18 protein-coding genes and 1 other RNA gene are annotated in these 14,247 nt (G+C 33.1%); 6 read left to right on the top strand and 13 right to left on the bottom strand.

All coding sequences use genetic code 11. The features are described 5' to 3' along the window. Together GOQ24_RS08545 and GOQ24_RS08540 are read right to left on the bottom strand one after the other, a co-directional pair. Nucleotides 1–707 (bottom strand): ZIP family metal transporter (locus GOQ24_RS08545; protein ID WP_160339473.1); only part of this gene is annotated, 707 nt, incomplete at its 3' end. Between the two features lie 4 nt (nt 708–711). After that, nucleotides 712–1,443, bottom strand: a complete 732-nt coding sequence (locus GOQ24_RS08540) for a class I SAM-dependent DNA methyltransferase (RefSeq protein WP_155092635.1) — start codon at nt 1,441–1,443, stop codon at nt 712–714. Nucleotides 1,444–1,551: 108 nt separating this feature from the next. Here GOQ24_RS08540 and GOQ24_RS08535 point away from each other — a divergent pair, with 108 nt between their 5' ends. Together GOQ24_RS08535 and GOQ24_RS08530 are read left to right on the top strand one after the other, a co-directional pair. After that, nucleotides 1,552–2,697, top strand: coding sequence for a class I SAM-dependent RNA methyltransferase (locus tag GOQ24_RS08535; protein ID WP_160339474.1), 1,146 nt, complete (start codon nt 1,552–1,554; stop codon nt 2,695–2,697). Between the two features lie 6 nt (nt 2,698–2,703). Next, the gene (locus GOQ24_RS08530) at nt 2,704–2,937 is read left to right on the top strand and encodes a hypothetical protein (protein ID WP_155092633.1); all 234 of its coding nucleotides are present in this window, start codon (nt 2,704–2,706) and stop codon (nt 2,935–2,937) included. 41 nt (nt 2,938–2,978) lie between these two features. Here the strand turns inward: GOQ24_RS08530 and GOQ24_RS08525 are convergent, their stop codons facing one another. Together GOQ24_RS08525 and GOQ24_RS08520 are read right to left on the bottom strand one after the other, a co-directional pair. Beyond that, entirely contained in the window at nt 2,979–3,380 is a 402-nt protein-coding gene (locus GOQ24_RS08525; RefSeq protein ID WP_155092632.1) for a hypothetical protein, read from the bottom strand. A gap of 64 nt (nt 3,381–3,444) precedes the next feature. Further along, complete coding sequence (locus GOQ24_RS08520) at nt 3,445–4,125, bottom strand: SIR2 family NAD-dependent protein deacylase (protein ID WP_155092631.1); 681 nt, start codon at nt 4,123–4,125, stop codon at nt 3,445–3,447. 39 nt (nt 4,126–4,164) lie between these two features. On the opposite strand from GOQ24_RS08520, the gene GOQ24_RS08515 reads away from it, so the two are divergent. Beyond that, complete coding sequence (locus tag GOQ24_RS08515; RefSeq protein WP_155092630.1) at nt 4,165–4,851, top strand: TrmH family RNA methyltransferase; 687 nt, start codon at nt 4,165–4,167, stop codon at nt 4,849–4,851. A 41-nt stretch (nt 4,852–4,892) separates the two neighbouring features. Here GOQ24_RS08515 and GOQ24_RS08510 read toward each other — a convergent pair whose 3' ends face one another. Genes GOQ24_RS08510 through murQ form a run of 4 tightly spaced genes read right to left on the bottom strand, consistent with a single transcriptional unit; the run spans nt 4,893 to nt 7,151 of the window. Then, complete coding sequence (locus tag GOQ24_RS08510) at nt 4,893–5,681, bottom strand: TerC family protein (RefSeq protein WP_155092629.1); 789 nt, start codon at nt 5,679–5,681, stop codon at nt 4,893–4,895. A 25-nt stretch (nt 5,682–5,706) separates the two neighbouring features. Continuing rightward, nucleotides 5,707–6,096, bottom strand: coding sequence for a DNA topoisomerase IV (locus GOQ24_RS08505; protein WP_155092628.1), 390 nt, complete (start codon nt 6,094–6,096; stop codon nt 5,707–5,709). 7 nt (nt 6,097–6,103) lie between these two features. Next, complete coding sequence (locus GOQ24_RS08500; RefSeq protein ID WP_155092627.1) at nt 6,104–6,334, bottom strand: DUF6095 family protein; 231 nt, start codon at nt 6,332–6,334, stop codon at nt 6,104–6,106. 4 nt (nt 6,335–6,338) lie between these two features. Then, a complete protein-coding gene (gene murQ, locus GOQ24_RS08495) occupies nt 6,339–7,151 on the bottom strand; it encodes an N-acetylmuramic acid 6-phosphate etherase (protein ID WP_160339472.1) in 813 nt (270 codons plus the stop codon). A 267-nt stretch (nt 7,152–7,418) separates the two neighbouring features. Here murQ and rnpB point away from each other — a divergent pair. Beyond that, nucleotides 7,419–7,738: RNase P RNA component class A (rnpB, locus tag GOQ24_RS08490), an RNA gene on the top strand. Nucleotides 7,739–7,840: 102 nt separating this feature from the next. Here rnpB and GOQ24_RS08485 read toward each other — a convergent pair. Both GOQ24_RS08485 and GOQ24_RS08480 read right to left on the bottom strand, forming a co-directional pair. Beyond that, complete coding sequence (locus GOQ24_RS08485) at nt 7,841–8,452, bottom strand: RsmD family RNA methyltransferase (protein ID WP_155092626.1); 612 nt, start codon at nt 8,450–8,452, stop codon at nt 7,841–7,843. Continuing rightward, the gene (locus tag GOQ24_RS08480) at nt 8,449–9,240 is read right to left on the bottom strand and encodes a DUF3822 family protein (protein ID WP_155092625.1); all 792 of its coding nucleotides are present in this window, start codon (nt 9,238–9,240) and stop codon (nt 8,449–8,451) included. Before GOQ24_RS08480 ends, GOQ24_RS08485 begins: the two co-directional genes overlap by 4 nt. Nucleotides 9,241–9,447: 207 nt before the next feature. On the opposite strand from GOQ24_RS08480, the gene GOQ24_RS08475 reads away from it, so the two are divergent. After that, the gene (locus GOQ24_RS08475; protein ID WP_155092624.1) at nt 9,448–10,881 is read left to right on the top strand and encodes an ATP-dependent RecD-like DNA helicase; all 1,434 of its coding nucleotides are present in this window, start codon (nt 9,448–9,450) and stop codon (nt 10,879–10,881) included. A gap of 191 nt (nt 10,882–11,072) precedes the next feature. Beyond that, entirely contained in the window at nt 11,073–11,822 is a 750-nt protein-coding gene (gene kdsB, locus GOQ24_RS08470; protein ID WP_155092623.1) for a 3-deoxy-manno-octulosonate cytidylyltransferase, read from the top strand. A 76-nt stretch (nt 11,823–11,898) separates the two neighbouring features. Here kdsB and GOQ24_RS08465 read toward each other — a convergent pair whose 3' ends face one another. The 3 genes from GOQ24_RS08465 to GOQ24_RS08455 all read right to left on the bottom strand — a co-directional run. Further along, nucleotides 11,899–12,900, bottom strand: coding sequence for a hypothetical protein (locus GOQ24_RS08465; protein ID WP_155092622.1), 1,002 nt, complete (start codon nt 12,898–12,900; stop codon nt 11,899–11,901). Between the two features lie 27 nt (nt 12,901–12,927). Then, a complete protein-coding gene (locus GOQ24_RS08460) occupies nt 12,928–13,113 on the bottom strand; it encodes a hypothetical protein (protein WP_155092621.1) in 186 nt (61 codons plus the stop codon). Between the two features lie 101 nt (nt 13,114–13,214). Continuing rightward, nucleotides 13,215–14,247: branched-chain amino acid aminotransferase (locus GOQ24_RS08455; RefSeq protein WP_160339471.1), on the bottom strand; the 1,033-nt coding region annotated here is incomplete at its 5' end.

Below are 14,247 nucleotides of genomic sequence, written 5' to 3'. Positions count from 1 at the left end.
CCTAAGATAATTGCAACTAATTTATTTATATTAAACTTATGATCTTCATTGCTTTCAAAAATAATTGTAGAAGATATATGGAATAGGATACCAACTACAATTGCTGATATTTCAGCATAATAATGAGTCAAGAAGGTAATTTCACCTGATATTAAAGTACCCAAAGGTGTCATCGCAGCAAAAACAAGCATAAAGAATAAAATAGACTTTTTATTCATTTCACCATTAATAAAAAAGGCAGTAAGTATTACCGCAATTGGCAAGTGATGTATCGCTATTCCCCAAGCTAATTCATGATGTTGACTCACTGGCATTCCTTCAAATAGAGCATGTATGCACAAACTGATAAACAATAACCAAGGGATCTTGTCTAATTTGTCGTGTGCATGTACATGTCCGTGTTCAGCTCCTTTCGAAAAGTATTCTAATACAATTTGAAATACAATACCAATCATAATGAAAAAGCCGATTGTCGTATTGCCATTGTGGGCATGTCCATGCCCATGTGCATCAGCTAAATGCTGATGAGCTTGATCTTCTATTCCATAGCTGTAAACGTCAGGAAGTAGATGTGTTACAGTCAACGTCAATAGAAATGAACCACTAAAAGCCATAAGTAGCTTTAGGTGCTTTTTGTTTTTGGGCTGTAGGAGAACCGCTATTAGGTATCCTACAATGACCGCTATAAAGGGTACTATAAAAACCATTGGCTTATTTGAAAATCATAATTAAACGATCTGACTCTTTTTTATAGAATTTTTTAAGTTTGTAATCTCCAAATACATCAAGAAGGTAAATATCATTTTCTTCCATCATTTTTTCAAAATCTTCAAGTCGTAATGCCTTTACTTTTTCTGTGTATTGATGATGTTGTCCATCTGCATCAAATTCTATATTTTTTATGATGAAACCATCTTCGTATTTTCTTTTAATGTCAAAAGTGATACCATCTACCTCTTTTGTCTCTTGAGGAATCAAATTTGGGATTACTTTATCGACATTCATAAAATCTATTACAGCTAATCCATAATCTGTTAAACTGTTTTGAATCGCTTTTAAAGCTTTAGCGTTGTCTTTTTCATCCGCAAAATAACCAAAGCTTGTAAATAAGTTTAATATAGCATCGTACTTTTGAGTGAGATCTTCTCTCATATCATGCACACTGAAATGAAGTTTTTCATTTTCAAATTCTTTTGCTGCATTAATACTATTTTCTGAAAGATCTACTCCTGTTACATCGTATCCTAATTTGTTTAAGTAAATAGAATGTCTTCCTTTACCACATGCTAAATCAAGTACTTTTGCATCCTCTGGTAAGTTTAAGTAATGTGCCAGATTATCAATTAATAATTGCGCCTCTTCATAATCTCTATCTTTGTATAAAGTATGATAATACTCCGTGTCAAACCAAGAAGCATACCAAGCTTTGTTCTCTTTAGACATAGTTTTAGTTTAAATTTTTTATTAGCCTACAAATTTACTTTATTTTTGTGGATTAATTAGAGTAAACAAATTATTCCTAAATATAAATTCAAGATGGGAAATTTTAAAATGGTAGCTAAGACTTTCTTTGGTTTCGAAGAAACTTTAGCTAAAGAATTACAGTTATTAGGTGCAATGAATGTTCAACAAGGAGTGAGAATGGTAAGCTTTGTTGGTGATAAAGGCTTTATGTATAAAGCCAATTTGGCCTTGCGAACTGCCTTAAAGATATTAAAGCCTATAAAACAATTTGCTGTCTATAACGAAGCTAATTTATATAAGGGAATACAAAGTATCGACTGGAGTGAATACCTTAGTGCAAATCAAACTTTTGTAATTGATTCAACTGTGTTTTCTGACAATTTTAATAACTCATTATTTGTAGCTTTAAAATCAAAAGATGCTATCGTTGATCAATTTAGAAATGAGTTTGGCAAACGCCCAAGTATCGACAAAGATTTTCCTGACTTGAGAATTAACGTTCACATTCAAAAAGATATGTGTACTGTTTCTCTTGATTCTTCTGGAGCTTCTTTGCACCAAAGAGGATATAAAACAGCAACGAATATTGCTCCGATTAATGAAGTTTTAGCTGCTGGAATGCTATTGATGTCAGGATGGGATGGTAGAACAGATTTCATTGATCCGATGTGTGGATCAGGTACTATATTGACAGAAGCTGCAATGATTGCTTGTAATATCCCTGCCAATATCAATAGAAAAGAGTTTGCATTTGAACGTTGGAATGATTGGGATGCTGATTTATTTGATAAGGTTCAAGAGTCTTTGCTCAAAAGAGTGAGAGAGTTTCACTATACAATAAAAGGCTATGATAAAGCACCTTCTGCTGTAATGAAAGCAAAAGACAACGTTAGAAATGCTAATTTAGAAGAATATATAGACATCAAAGAGGAGAACTTCTTTGACACGAAAAAAGAGACAGAAGGACCTTTACACATGGTCTTTAATCCTCCTTATGGTGAGCGTCTTGATATTAATTTGGAACGCTTTTACAGAGAAATAGGAGATACTTTAAAACAAGGATACCCTGGAACAGAGGCTTGGTTTATTACTGGAAATATAGAAGCATTGAAATATGTTGGTCTAAGACCTTCGAGAAAGATTAAATTATTTAATGGTAAATTAGAGTCTCGCTTGGTAAAGTATGAATTATATGAAGGAAGTAAAAAAGGGAAGTATATTAATGATAAATAAAAAAACATGGGAGTAGGTACTAAAACCATTTTATTACAGTTCGTTAGTTTTGCAATTCTGTTTGTTTTGGCAAGACTTGGATTGTCTTATTTTACTGATTTGCAAGGGCTATGGTTGCCTGTGATTAGTGCAGTTGTAGCAACCATTTTAGCTCCGCAGTTTAAAGTATTCAAAACAGATCAAGGAGATAAAATCTGTGTACGTTGGATCTTTTTAAAGAAAATTAAAGTTTTAAATTAAAACAGACACCCGATAAGTAATGCTTATCGGGTGTTTTTTTATTATTTTTTGTAATTGTAGTTTGTTAAACGTAAGTCGAACTTACCATCTCGAAATATAACTTCGCCATTTGTTGCTTCCTTTGGTATATTAAACTCTACAGATGTAGTTGTTACCCTATAGATTACCGCATCTACGGTTTCAAAGCTGTTATCTGGAGGTAATGCTCTGGTGGATAGCTTAGGTGCTGTTGTTTGCTTTCTAAAAATAATTTTATACTTGCTTTCTTGTTCAGGGTCAAGTCCTTTTCCTTCAAGAATAACGGTTTCTCCTGGAGCTTTATCATTGAAGTTTACGTTAGAGAAAGAGATATTAGAATGCTCTGTTTCTCCTTTGTTATCATCAGACGAGCAGCTTGTCAAACTTATTGCTGTCAATAGAAATAAGGTTAAGACTTTTTTCATGTTTATTAAAGTTAGTTGATTAGTAAAATCTAAAATACAAAAAATAAGTAAAGCACAAAGTAATTCACAGCAGATTAATAAAAGCATGAACACCTGTACTCGCTTTTTCAGCGATAACTGTAATGTGATGCCTAAAGGAGTTTGTCATTGCTGGATTGGGATCAATATAATATACTTTGGCATTTTCGTTGGCGTAATTAATTAAAGAAGCAGCAGGATAAACTTGAAGAGAGGTACCTATGATAAGGATAATATCTGCTTGTTCAACAATTGGTATTGCTCGTTCTAATTCTGGGACCATTTCTCCAAACCAAACAATATGGGGTCTTAATTTATGTCCTTTGTCATTTTGGTCTGAAGCCAATAGATCTCCTGTCCAAGGATATACTAATGTTTCATCTTCTTCACTGCGAACTTTGAGCAATTCGCCGTGTAAATGTAAAACATCTTTACTACCAGCTCTTTCATGTAAGTCATCGACATTTTGAGTAATGATAGATACATTGTAATCTTTTTCTAACTCAACTAATAGCTGGTGTGCTTGATTAGGTTGACAACTCAAAAGTTGTCGTCTTCGGTCGTTATAGAATTTTAATACGAGTTCTTTATTGCGAATCCACCCTTGTGGGGATGCAACATCCATTACGTCATGCCCTTCCCATAATCCATCAGCATCTCTAAAAGTTTTTATGCCGCTCTCAGCGCTAATTCCCGCTCCACTAAGTACTACTAATCGTTTTTGCATAATATTATTACCTTTGTGTTTCAAAAAAATAAAAATAGAATGAATATTTCAAAAAAGCTATTTCAGGATCTTGAATATTTAGAATACTTAGAGTCTTTCTTGACTGAAAGTAGAGTAGAGCGATTCAAGGAAGTTCTTGTCAATAGAACCAAACATATTACAGTAGTCGCGGAGGATGTATATCAGTTACACAATACGAGTGCAGTAATGCGTAGTTGCGAAGTTTTTGGAGTACAAGAATTAAGAGTTATAGAGCAAAAGTTTGGAAAGAGAATAGATAAAGAAATTGCTTTAGGAGCAGAAAAATGGGTAGACATTCACAGGTATAGTACAGTTCAAAGTAGTATCGATGATGTAAAGTCAAAAGGATATCAGATTGTAGCTACTACACCCCATGTTGAGGCAAATCACTTAGAAGATTTCGATATCACTAAGCCCTCAGCTATCTTTTTTGGTACTGAGAAAACTGGATTATCTCCAGAAATAATTGAACAAGCAGATGCGTATATTAAAATACCAATGGTTGGTTTTACAGAGAGTTTAAATATCTCTGTTTCGGCAGCTGTTATTATTCAAAATCTTACCACTCGTATTCGTCAGTCAAATGTCAGTTGGCAATTGACCGAAGCAGAGTTAATTGAGAAGAGAATAGATTGGGCACGAAAATCAATTAAAGACATCGATTTCGTTACAGCGCGTTTCTTAGAACAAAAACAAGAATTATAGTATAAATAAAGGGAGGTAGTGAAAACTACCTCCCTTTGATATTATGTTGTTTTTCTTCTGATTTTCATATTAATAAATTCCACTACAAGTGAGAATGCAATTGCAAAGTACAAATATCCCTTAGGAACGGCTCCAACTTCCTGGCCAGCTAAGACAGCATGAGAGATATGCATACTCTCTGTTGTTAACATAAAGCCTATTAGAATCAAAAAGGATAATGCGAGTATTTGTATAGAAGGGTTTCTATTAACAAAATTACCTACTGGTACTGCGAAGATCATCATTACTGCAACGGATACAATTACAGCAGCAATCATAATGTACAAAGCTCCTTGTATTCCATTGGTCATACCAACAGCAGTCAAGATACTATCTATAGAGAAGATAATATCAATCATTAGGATTTGAATTAAAATATTTCCAAAACTTTTTACAGCTATTTTCTTTGCTGAATCTTTTTCATCTACAGGTTCATTGTGTTGTACATGGCTAACTTTCTCATGTATTTCTTTAGTTGACTTATAGATTAAGAAAATACCCCCTAATAAAAGAATAAGGGCTTGACCATTGAAACTGGCACTAAACCATCCCCAGTCAATGGAGAAAAGAGGTTTTTTCATTGCGATAAGCCATGATACACCAAATAGTAAAGCGATACGCATGAACATTGCTAAAAATAACCCTATTTGCGTTGCTTTTTTTCTTTGATTTTCAGGTAACTTACCTGTAACAATCGAAATAAATATTACGTTGTCAATCCCTAAGACTATCTCTAAGAATGTTAGGGTAATAAAGGCGACTATAGCATCAGCTGTAAAAAGTACTTCCATTTCTATTTTATATGTGAATTAGCAATTATAATTCTCCTACTTTGACAAGAGTTCCTCTCTCTTTTCTTGCATCACCTACTATTCCATACTCAAATACACATGAGTTGCCATCTGTAGTAATGATTTTCATAGTCACTGCCTTTTTCTCAGCCATGTTTTTTGGGTGTAGCTTTTGCAATATATACTCACAATCATTGACCCAACGAATACTTGAAGTATCTGTCTTTCCTTCAAAGGTTTCTATTTCGTACTCTTGCGTGCGAATAAACGTAGATGTTTTCTTTTCACCATCTACTTCTGCAGTAAATTCAAATTTACCTGTTTTAAAGTCTTTGCAATTGCGTTCTTGTTTATAACAAGAAGTTGCAACAATTGCTGTTAATGGTAAAATAAAGTAGATTAATTTTGATTTCATATTGTTGTTATTTTCCAAATAGTGATTTCATTATTGTTTGCAAACCTTTAAAAAACAATAGCATAGACCCTACGCATACAAGGCATCCTAACCCAAAAACTAAGTAGAAATATGGGTGATCTTGATTTTTTAAAGATGTATTAATTAGAACAGGACCAATAAAGAACATTGGGAAGGTAGCTGCCAAGTATTTGACGCCTTTAAAGAGTAATTTACGGTCAGTGTGTTTTTGTTCCATTATATTATTTTTTGTATTGAATGATTGCCTTTCGGACATTTTGGTGTTTTTCTAATAGACTTTTAGCCTCTTGTTCGGAAACCTGTAGTTCTTCAACAAGCATTTGTATTCCCCTTTGGATAAGCTTAGCATTCGTCATTTTCATATCTACCATTTTGTTTCCTTTTACTTTTCCCAATTGAATCATTGTAGTAGTAGAAATCATATTTAATACTAATTTCTGGGCTGTGCCTGCTTTCATTCTTGAACTTCCTGTGATTACTTCGGGTCCAACAATCACTTCAATAGGGAATTTTGAACTTTGACTAAGTGGGCTATTGGGATTACAAGAAATACTTACCGTGGGAATATCATGAGTATTACACATCTTTAAAGCATTAATAACATAAGGGGTAGTACCTGATGCTGCAATGCCAACTACAATGTCGTTATTGTTTATTTGATGAGATTGAAGATCTAACCAACCTTGGTTAAGATTGTCTTCTGCATTTTCAACTGCATGACGAATAGCATAATCTCCACCAGCTATGATTCCAATTACTAAATCTGGAGAAACGCCATAAGTGGGAGGGCATTCGGAAGCGTCTAAAATACCAAGTCGACCAGAAGTTCCTGCTCCAATATAAAATAGTCTTCCTCCTTTTTTTAGTTGGAATACGACTTGCTTAATTGCATTTTCAATTTGAGGTAATGCTTTTTTTATTGCCATAGGTACGCTGTGATCTTCTTCATTGATGATGTGTAAAAGCTCACTTATTGACTTTTTTTCTAAGTCATTATGCACAGATGCTTGTTCTGTTATTTTTGTAAATTCCACTTTAGATTTTAAAATGATTTAAGCAAAAATACTTAAAATACTTTTATATCGCAGATTAAAAAATAGTTATCAAAAATGAAAATGAGCAGAAATCATAGAACAAGAGATAGTTGCGATTGTTTACTGTGTAATTATAAGTGAAAGAGAGTATTGTATAATAAATCTCTATTGATTAAAACTTGCTTTGACAAAGGTTTAACGAAAAGTACAAGTAAAAAAAGATATAGTATAGCTGTTATGTTAAATAAAATAGTACTTTTGCCGACTTATGCAGACTGCCTTATCGTCGGCTTTATTATAAAGCGGGAGGAAAGTCCGGACACCACAGGGTAGCATAATGGGTAACACCCATCCGTAGCTTTGCTATGAGGACAAGTGCAACAGAAAGTATGTACAGGTAATGCTGTAGTGAAACCAGGTAAACTCTATGCGGTGAAATGCCATGTATATTTAGCGTTTGAGGGCGACTCGTCCGATGCTTTAGGGGTAGGCAGATGGAGCCATTGAGTAATTGATGGCCTAGATAAATGATAAGGGGATACTTTTTTGAGTATTTACAGAATCCGGCTTATAGGTCTGCATTTTTTTTAAAAGAAATCCGTTTAGTAAACAGGCGGATGTATTATAAAGAAGAGAGTTAACATTTATAATCTGTTAGCTCTCTTTTTTGTATTATAAGTTAGGGTAAACTATTCTTCTTCTCTATCCCAAGTATCTTCTTCGTCATATTCACTCTCATCCTCGTCATCTTCTATTTCTTCTTGTTCAAATTCAAAGAATGTGAAAACTGAACCTCCATAACTTTTCTCAAATGAGAAGTGTGGCAAGTGTTCCAATTTAGTGAATTTAGAGTGTTCTATTATTAGCATTCCATCTTCACTTATTAATTCCAAATTCAAGATATCTGTGACTATTTTCTCGAATTGTTCTTGTGTGAAGTCATATGGAGGATCAGCAAATACAATATCGTAAGAGGTTTTGTGTTTTTCAATAAACTTGAATACATCTGCTTTAAAAGGAACTATATTTAAATCAAATTCTTTTGCTGTTTTCTTGATGAAATTGACACAGCCATAGTCACCATCTACACTCACAATAGATTCGGCTCCTCGTGAGGCGAACTCATAACTGATATTACCAGTACCAGCAAATAAATCTAAGATAGTTAATTCACTAAAATTGAAATGGTGATTTAGGATATTAAATAAGGCTTCTTTCGACATATCAGTTGTAGGTCGAACAGGTAGGTTTTTAGGAGGATTAATTCGTCTTCCTTTTAATTTTCCGGATATAATTCTCATGAATGGAATAATATATAATGTTGTTTAGGTACTTGATAATGTAGAAGTAGGCCTTCTGCAATAAATGCGTGTTCATTTATCACGTGGACTTCTTTGATGAAAGTATAAGCTTGCTGGTATACATGATCGTCTTGATCGACTCTTCCAAGCAAGTAAATAGGAATTAGATTTGGATCAAGATTCAATTGTTCATAGGTAAATAAAACGTAGTAAATAAAATCTTCAGGGCTATTGTACTGAAAAGAGTTAAACAACAGTAGTTTGTTGTTTTTGGCAACGACAATTTCAAAGCGATCCTTTTTTAAATATGTATAAACAGCGGTCGTTGTTTCCTTTTTACTTTTAGGTAGTAAAAGTTGAACAAGTCCTGTATTTATATTTTGATATGTAAATGTACCATATTTGTCTAATAAGAAGTTATTCAGATCGATAAAGGGAATATATACGTTGTTAAAATCGTAATTACTCACTTCATCAAATGCAAAGAAGTCTGTGGTGAATACTTTGGTATTGTACTGTAGATAGGCACCCATCAATTCTTCTTTAAATAGCGATTTAGGTACAAAGGTGTTGAGAGTACTGTCGTGAAGAACAAGTACTTCGTCGTATTTTTCTGATAATTGATCATACTTCTCAAAAAAGCGTTCAAGTTGCTCTTCAAAGCTTTTCTTATGGGTAATTGCTTCAGAAGCAAAATAAGTAATCTCATGAGATAATAGATTCTTAATAACAAATGAAAATTTGTTTAAAGAAGCTTGTATCACTAATTTCTGATTATTTCTTGCCATCGCGATTGATTATGATGTATGATTATAAAAAAGCAAATTTAAGCATTTAAGATGAAATGAGGTTTATACTTTACAAATTTGAAGGCTTACTTTATTTGAATGTTTTAAAGTACATTATAGCTCTTGCTATGGAGTTTTTTAGGTGAAATTTAGTTTGTCCCTAAAAAGCATGGTATCTTTACAGGCAATACAGAAAAAGCTTTAACTATGATTGGACAACAGTTTTATCGACTGCTTCGCGATAGATTTCCTTATGAATTAACCTTAAAACAAGATGTCTTTTTGCAAAAGATAGCTGAGTTTGTTACAAATGACAAAGATGATCAATTGTTTGTCTTGAAAGGGTATGCTGGGACAGGTAAGACTACTTTATTGTCAAGTGTAGTAAATGAGCTCAAGATGATCAATAAGTTTGCGGTGATGCTTGCACCAACTGGTAGGGCTGCTAAGGTAATAAGCAACTATTCGCAAAGACCAGCCTTTACTATTCACAAGCACATCTACTACCCAAAGCCAAGTAATAGCGGTGGCGGTATGAGATACACCATGCGAAATAATCGACACAAAAACACCATATTTATTGTTGATGAAGCCTCTATGATTGGAGATATGAGCGCTTCTGATAGTAATATGTATCCTCATGGTTCTCTCTTGGATGATTTAATCTATTATGTGTATTCAGGTATAAACTGTAAGTTGATTCTCATTGGAGATTCCGCTCAGTTGCCCCCAGTGAACATGCAAGTAAGTCCTGCTTTGGATATCGATCAATTGGGGTTTCAGTTTAATATGGATGTACAGTATATTGAATTAGATGAAGTAATGCGTCAAGAGGAGGATTCAGGTATTTTGTATAATGCTACAGAGTTGCGATCACTATTAGATACTGCTTTTTTTGATACTTTTCAGTTTGATGTAAAAGGCTTTAAAGATATCGTTAGATTAGTCGATGGTTACGATATTCAAGATGCTATTTATTCCTCGTATTCAAATAGTGGGCCAGAAGAAACTGCTTTTATTGTGAGATCTAATAAGCGTGCAAATGCCTATAATCAACAGATAAGAGCTCGGATTTTGGATAAAGAAAGTGAAATTTCCAGTGGTGATTTGCTCATGGTTGTTAAGAATAATTATTATTGGCTAAAGGATTCAACGATAACAGATTTTATAGCCAATGGAGATATTATTGAAGTGCTCGAAATATATAAGACGATAGAACTATATGGGTTTAGGTTTGCCAATGTTCGCGTACGAATGATTGATTATCCTGATATGAAGAGTTTTGATACGATCGTTTTGTTAGATACTTTAACAAGTGAATCTCCTGCCTTAACTTACGAACAGCAAAACTACTTTTATCAGCAAGTAATGTTAGACTATCAAGATGAAATTTCTAAGTATAAAATGGTTCAGAAGGTAAAGGAAAACGAGTATTTCAATGCATTACAGGTAAAGTTTTCCTATGCTATCACTTGCCATAAGTCACAAGGTGGTCAATGGGAAACTGTTTTTATAGAACAGCCCTATTTGCCAGATGGAATCTCACCAGAGTATATTCGTTGGCTATATACAGCTATGACTCGTGCAAAGGATAAATTGTATTTAATAGGGTTTAAGGATGAGTTCTTCATAGGAGAATAGTTCTTTGTGTAATCTTTTGAACTTCTATAGGTAATTGAAAATACAGGCAATAAATATTCTAAACAGTACTTATAGTAAGTGATCAGTTTTACAAATTCTACAATTGATAAAAAATTGCTTATATAGTTATTTCAATGAATTTTAATGAGGTGCTTTTTCTTACCTTTGGAAGGTAAACAAGAATAATAGAAATGAAAATTATAGCCGTAATTCCAGCAAGATATGCTTCAACGCGTTTCCCGGCCAAATTGATGCAAGATTTGTGTGGGAAAACAGTGATTAGAAGAACATATGAAGCAACAATACACACTAATTTGTTTGATGATGTTTTTGTTGCAACAGATTCAGAGCTTATTTATAATGAGATAGTTAATAATGGGGGAAAGGCTGTTATGAGTATCAAGCAGCATGAGAGTGGTAGTGATCGAATAGCCGAAGCTGTAAAGGATATTGATGCAGATATTATCATCAATGTACAAGGAGACGAACCCTTTATCAATAAAAGCAATTTAGAGAGTTTGATTGCTATTTTTAAAGAAGACAAGCAGAAACAAGTCGATTTAGCTTCTTTAATGACTCCAATTGATGACTGGCAGGTAATAGAGAACCCAAATAACGTCAAAGTGGTCGTAGATGAATCTAATACAGCCCTTTATTTCTCAAGATCTGTAATTCCATATCCAAGAGAAAAGAATGCGGGTGTACAATATTATCAACATATCGGGATTTACGCCTTTAGAAAACAAGCTTTGCTTGAGTTTACTACTTTGCCAATGAAGTTCTTAGAAGCCTCTGAAAAATTAGAGCAATTGCGTTATTTAGAGTATGGTAAACGCATCAAAATGGCTAAGACAAATCACGTTGGAATTGGAATTGATACTTTTGAAGATTTAGAAAAAGCTATAAAAATGTTGAAAGATAATCCAAGTTTAGGATATTAAGCAACGATAGGAAGAATAGACAAAAAGGGATAGTTATTTTTTTATAACTATCCCTTTTTGTATGATATACTTTGTTTTAATAAGCCGTATTAATATTTTCAGGAGCTTTAACAACAGGTGTTTTAATAACTGTTTTCCATTGAGCAGGGAAACGCGTATCAATAACTGAATTTTCTAAGAAGATAATTAAGTTTTTAGAACGATCTCTGTTGTAGTCGAGTTTGTTTAATTCCACATTAGTTTTGAGAAATACTTCTCCTAAGTGTGAATAATACCCTTCTAAACTCGTATCAAAGTAGTCTTGAGATTGAAGAACTCCAAATTTAAAAAGATCATTCTCTGTCAGGAATAACGTTTCTTTAATGGGAATAGCAAATTCGTAAGTCAGGTGATCTCTGTTGATGTCTTTTTGTAATATTAAGAATGGTTTATCTACAACTTCAATGTTGTTTTGGTCTAAAAAATGCTTAATATTAGTATAAGCCTTATTGATATCAATATTTAGTGTTCCTAAAGTAGATTCTTTATAGAAAGATATATAATTAGTGTTCTTAATCCTTTTTTTACCTCTTACTTCGATTTTGTAATCTTTGTATTGTTTCAAAAAGTAAACAATGAGATTATTTATGTTCTTTTCAATAGAAGAAGAAACAACTTGATTTGGGTTTCCTTGAAAGAAAGTAATTAATTTTGTCTTTAAATCCAGACGACCTTGAAAGGTAAAATTAATATCTGTTTTATTCTTGTTGTTTTTAAATGACCAAAAGATATTGGAAATTTTATCATCGTATAAAATATCTTGGGACAAACTGTCATAGGGATGTTTATATTCTTCTTTGATAGGGAAACTTCCAATATTGTCAATAGATATATCATATATACCATTACCTTGTTTTTGAATGTCAATCCAGTCAGACCATAAATCTAAATTTTCTATATATTCATATACTACTTCTTTGGGGGCATCTACAGTAAACTTTTGTTCTACTTTGAAAGTAGGACTTTGAGTTAAAATAAATACTGTAAGTGAAATTGCACCAAGTAAGATTAACAATAAGAAGTATTTGAATATTTTCATGACTGTTTCATTTAAAAAGCATTGATTTTATTTTAATACGTTTTTAAGTAAGAATAATGAGCCTATAAAAGCAAAAAAAGCAAGTAGTACCCATAATCTATTCTTATAATAAACTTTATGCAGTTTTAGATCTTTGCGATAGACAATGATTAAAACAATGGCAAAGGTTACAATGAAAAAGATTGCGAATTTAATTTGACCTTCAGTAAACATAATTAGTAATTTTTACAAAAATAGGGAAAAGCATGTAATATTAGATATAAAAAACGGCAGAAAGTTCTGCCGTTTTAAAATACTGTATTTATTGAGAAAAATTAGATAGTTTCAGTCCATCCAAATGTATCCTCAATGTGTTTTTGTTGAATTCCTTGTAATGCTGTTTTTAATTGAATAGCATAAGAATTTTCATTTGCAATTTCTGGTAATTGGTAGTATTTGTCTTGGTAAGCAAATCCTTCAATTTGACCAACAGTTACAGCTGTTCCAGCTCCAAAAATTTCTTTTAATTCTCCTTTTGCTTGAGCATCTAATAAGTCTTGAACTACAATTGACTTCACTTCAACTTTAATTCCTTTGCTTTCAGCAATAGCAATTAAACTTTTTCTAGTCACACCATCCAAGATTCTTTCACTAGTAGGAGCTGTGATTAAAGTATCTCCAATTCTGAAGAATACGTTCATAGTACCAGCTTCTTCTAATTTTGTATGTGTAGTGTCATCTGTCCAAATAACTTGTTGGTACCCTGCTTCTTGAGCCAATTTTGTTGGGTAGAATTGTCCAGCATAGTTTCCAGAGCATTTTGTTGATCCTACTCCACCATTTGCAGCACGGCTATAGTGTTCAGCGATTTGAACTTTTACTTTACCTGAATAATATGTACGTGCAGGCGAAAGGATGATACAGAACATAAATTCTGAAGATGGTCCTGCTACTACACCTGGGTGTGTTCCTATCATAAAAGGACGAATATAAAGAGCATTTCCTTCTCCTTTTCTTACCCATTCTTGATCTAATTGCAATAAAGCTTTCAATCCATCAACAAAACGAGCTTCATCAATTTGAGGCATTGCTAAACGCTCTGCTGATTTGTTAAAACGAGCCCAGTTTTCTCTTGGTCTAAATAACCAAACTTTATCATTTTCATCTTTGTAAGCTTTCATTCCTTCAAAGATAGCTTGTCCATAGTGGAATACATTAACTGATGGCTCAAATGACATTGGTCCATAAGGTTTGATTTCTACTTGTCCCCATTTACCATCTTTGTAGTGGCAAACTAACATGTGGTCTGTGAATACTGAACCGAATTTTACGTTTTCAAAGTCGATTGAACCTATTTTAGACTTTTCT

It is taken from the genome of Myroides sp. LoEW2-1, from assembly GCF_009767705.1.
Classification (GTDB): domain Bacteria; phylum Bacteroidota; class Bacteroidia; order Flavobacteriales; family Flavobacteriaceae; genus Flavobacterium; species Flavobacterium album_A.
This window is presented reverse-complemented; position numbering and strand designations above follow the sequence as displayed.

Coding starts and splice junctions, on each gene's coding strand:
- GOQ24_RS08505 (WP_155092628.1), bottom strand. CDS start 6,096: ATGAAATCAAAATTAATCTACTTTATTTTACCATTAACAGCAATTGTT.
- kdsB (WP_155092623.1), top strand. CDS start 11,073: ATGAAAATTATAGCCGTAATTCCAGCAAGATATGCTTCAACGCGTTTC.
- GOQ24_RS08460 (WP_155092621.1), bottom strand. CDS start 13,113: ATGTTTACTGAAGGTCAAATTAAATTCGCAATCTTTTTCATTGTAACC.
- GOQ24_RS08540 (WP_155092635.1), bottom strand. CDS start 1,443: ATGTCTAAAGAGAACAAAGCTTGGTATGCTTCTTGGTTTGACACGGAG.
- GOQ24_RS08520 (WP_155092631.1), bottom strand. CDS start 4,125: ATGCAAAAACGATTAGTAGTACTTAGTGGAGCGGGAATTAGCGCTGAG.
- GOQ24_RS08525 (WP_155092632.1), bottom strand. CDS start 3,380: ATGAAAAAAGTCTTAACCTTATTTCTATTGACAGCAATAAGTTTGACA.
- GOQ24_RS08475 (WP_155092624.1), top strand. CDS start 9,448: ATGATTGGACAACAGTTTTATCGACTGCTTCGCGATAGATTTCCTTAT.
- GOQ24_RS08510 (WP_155092629.1), bottom strand. CDS start 5,681: ATGGAAGTACTTTTTACAGCTGATGCTATAGTCGCCTTTATTACCCTA.
- GOQ24_RS08500 (WP_155092627.1), bottom strand. CDS start 6,334: ATGGAACAAAAACACACTGACCGTAAATTACTCTTTAAAGGCGTCAAA.
- GOQ24_RS08485 (WP_155092626.1), bottom strand. CDS start 8,452: ATGAGAATTATATCCGGAAAATTAAAAGGAAGACGAATTAATCCTCCT.
- GOQ24_RS08535 (WP_160339474.1), top strand. CDS start 1,552: ATGGTAGCTAAGACTTTCTTTGGTTTCGAAGAAACTTTAGCTAAAGAA.
- GOQ24_RS08480 (WP_155092625.1), bottom strand. CDS start 9,240: ATGGCAAGAAATAATCAGAAATTAGTGATACAAGCTTCTTTAAACAAA.
- GOQ24_RS08530 (WP_155092633.1), top strand. CDS start 2,704: ATGGGAGTAGGTACTAAAACCATTTTATTACAGTTCGTTAGTTTTGCA.
- GOQ24_RS08515 (WP_155092630.1), top strand. CDS start 4,165: ATGAATATTTCAAAAAAGCTATTTCAGGATCTTGAATATTTAGAATAC.
- GOQ24_RS08465 (WP_155092622.1), bottom strand. CDS start 12,900: ATGAAAATATTCAAATACTTCTTATTGTTAATCTTACTTGGTGCAATT.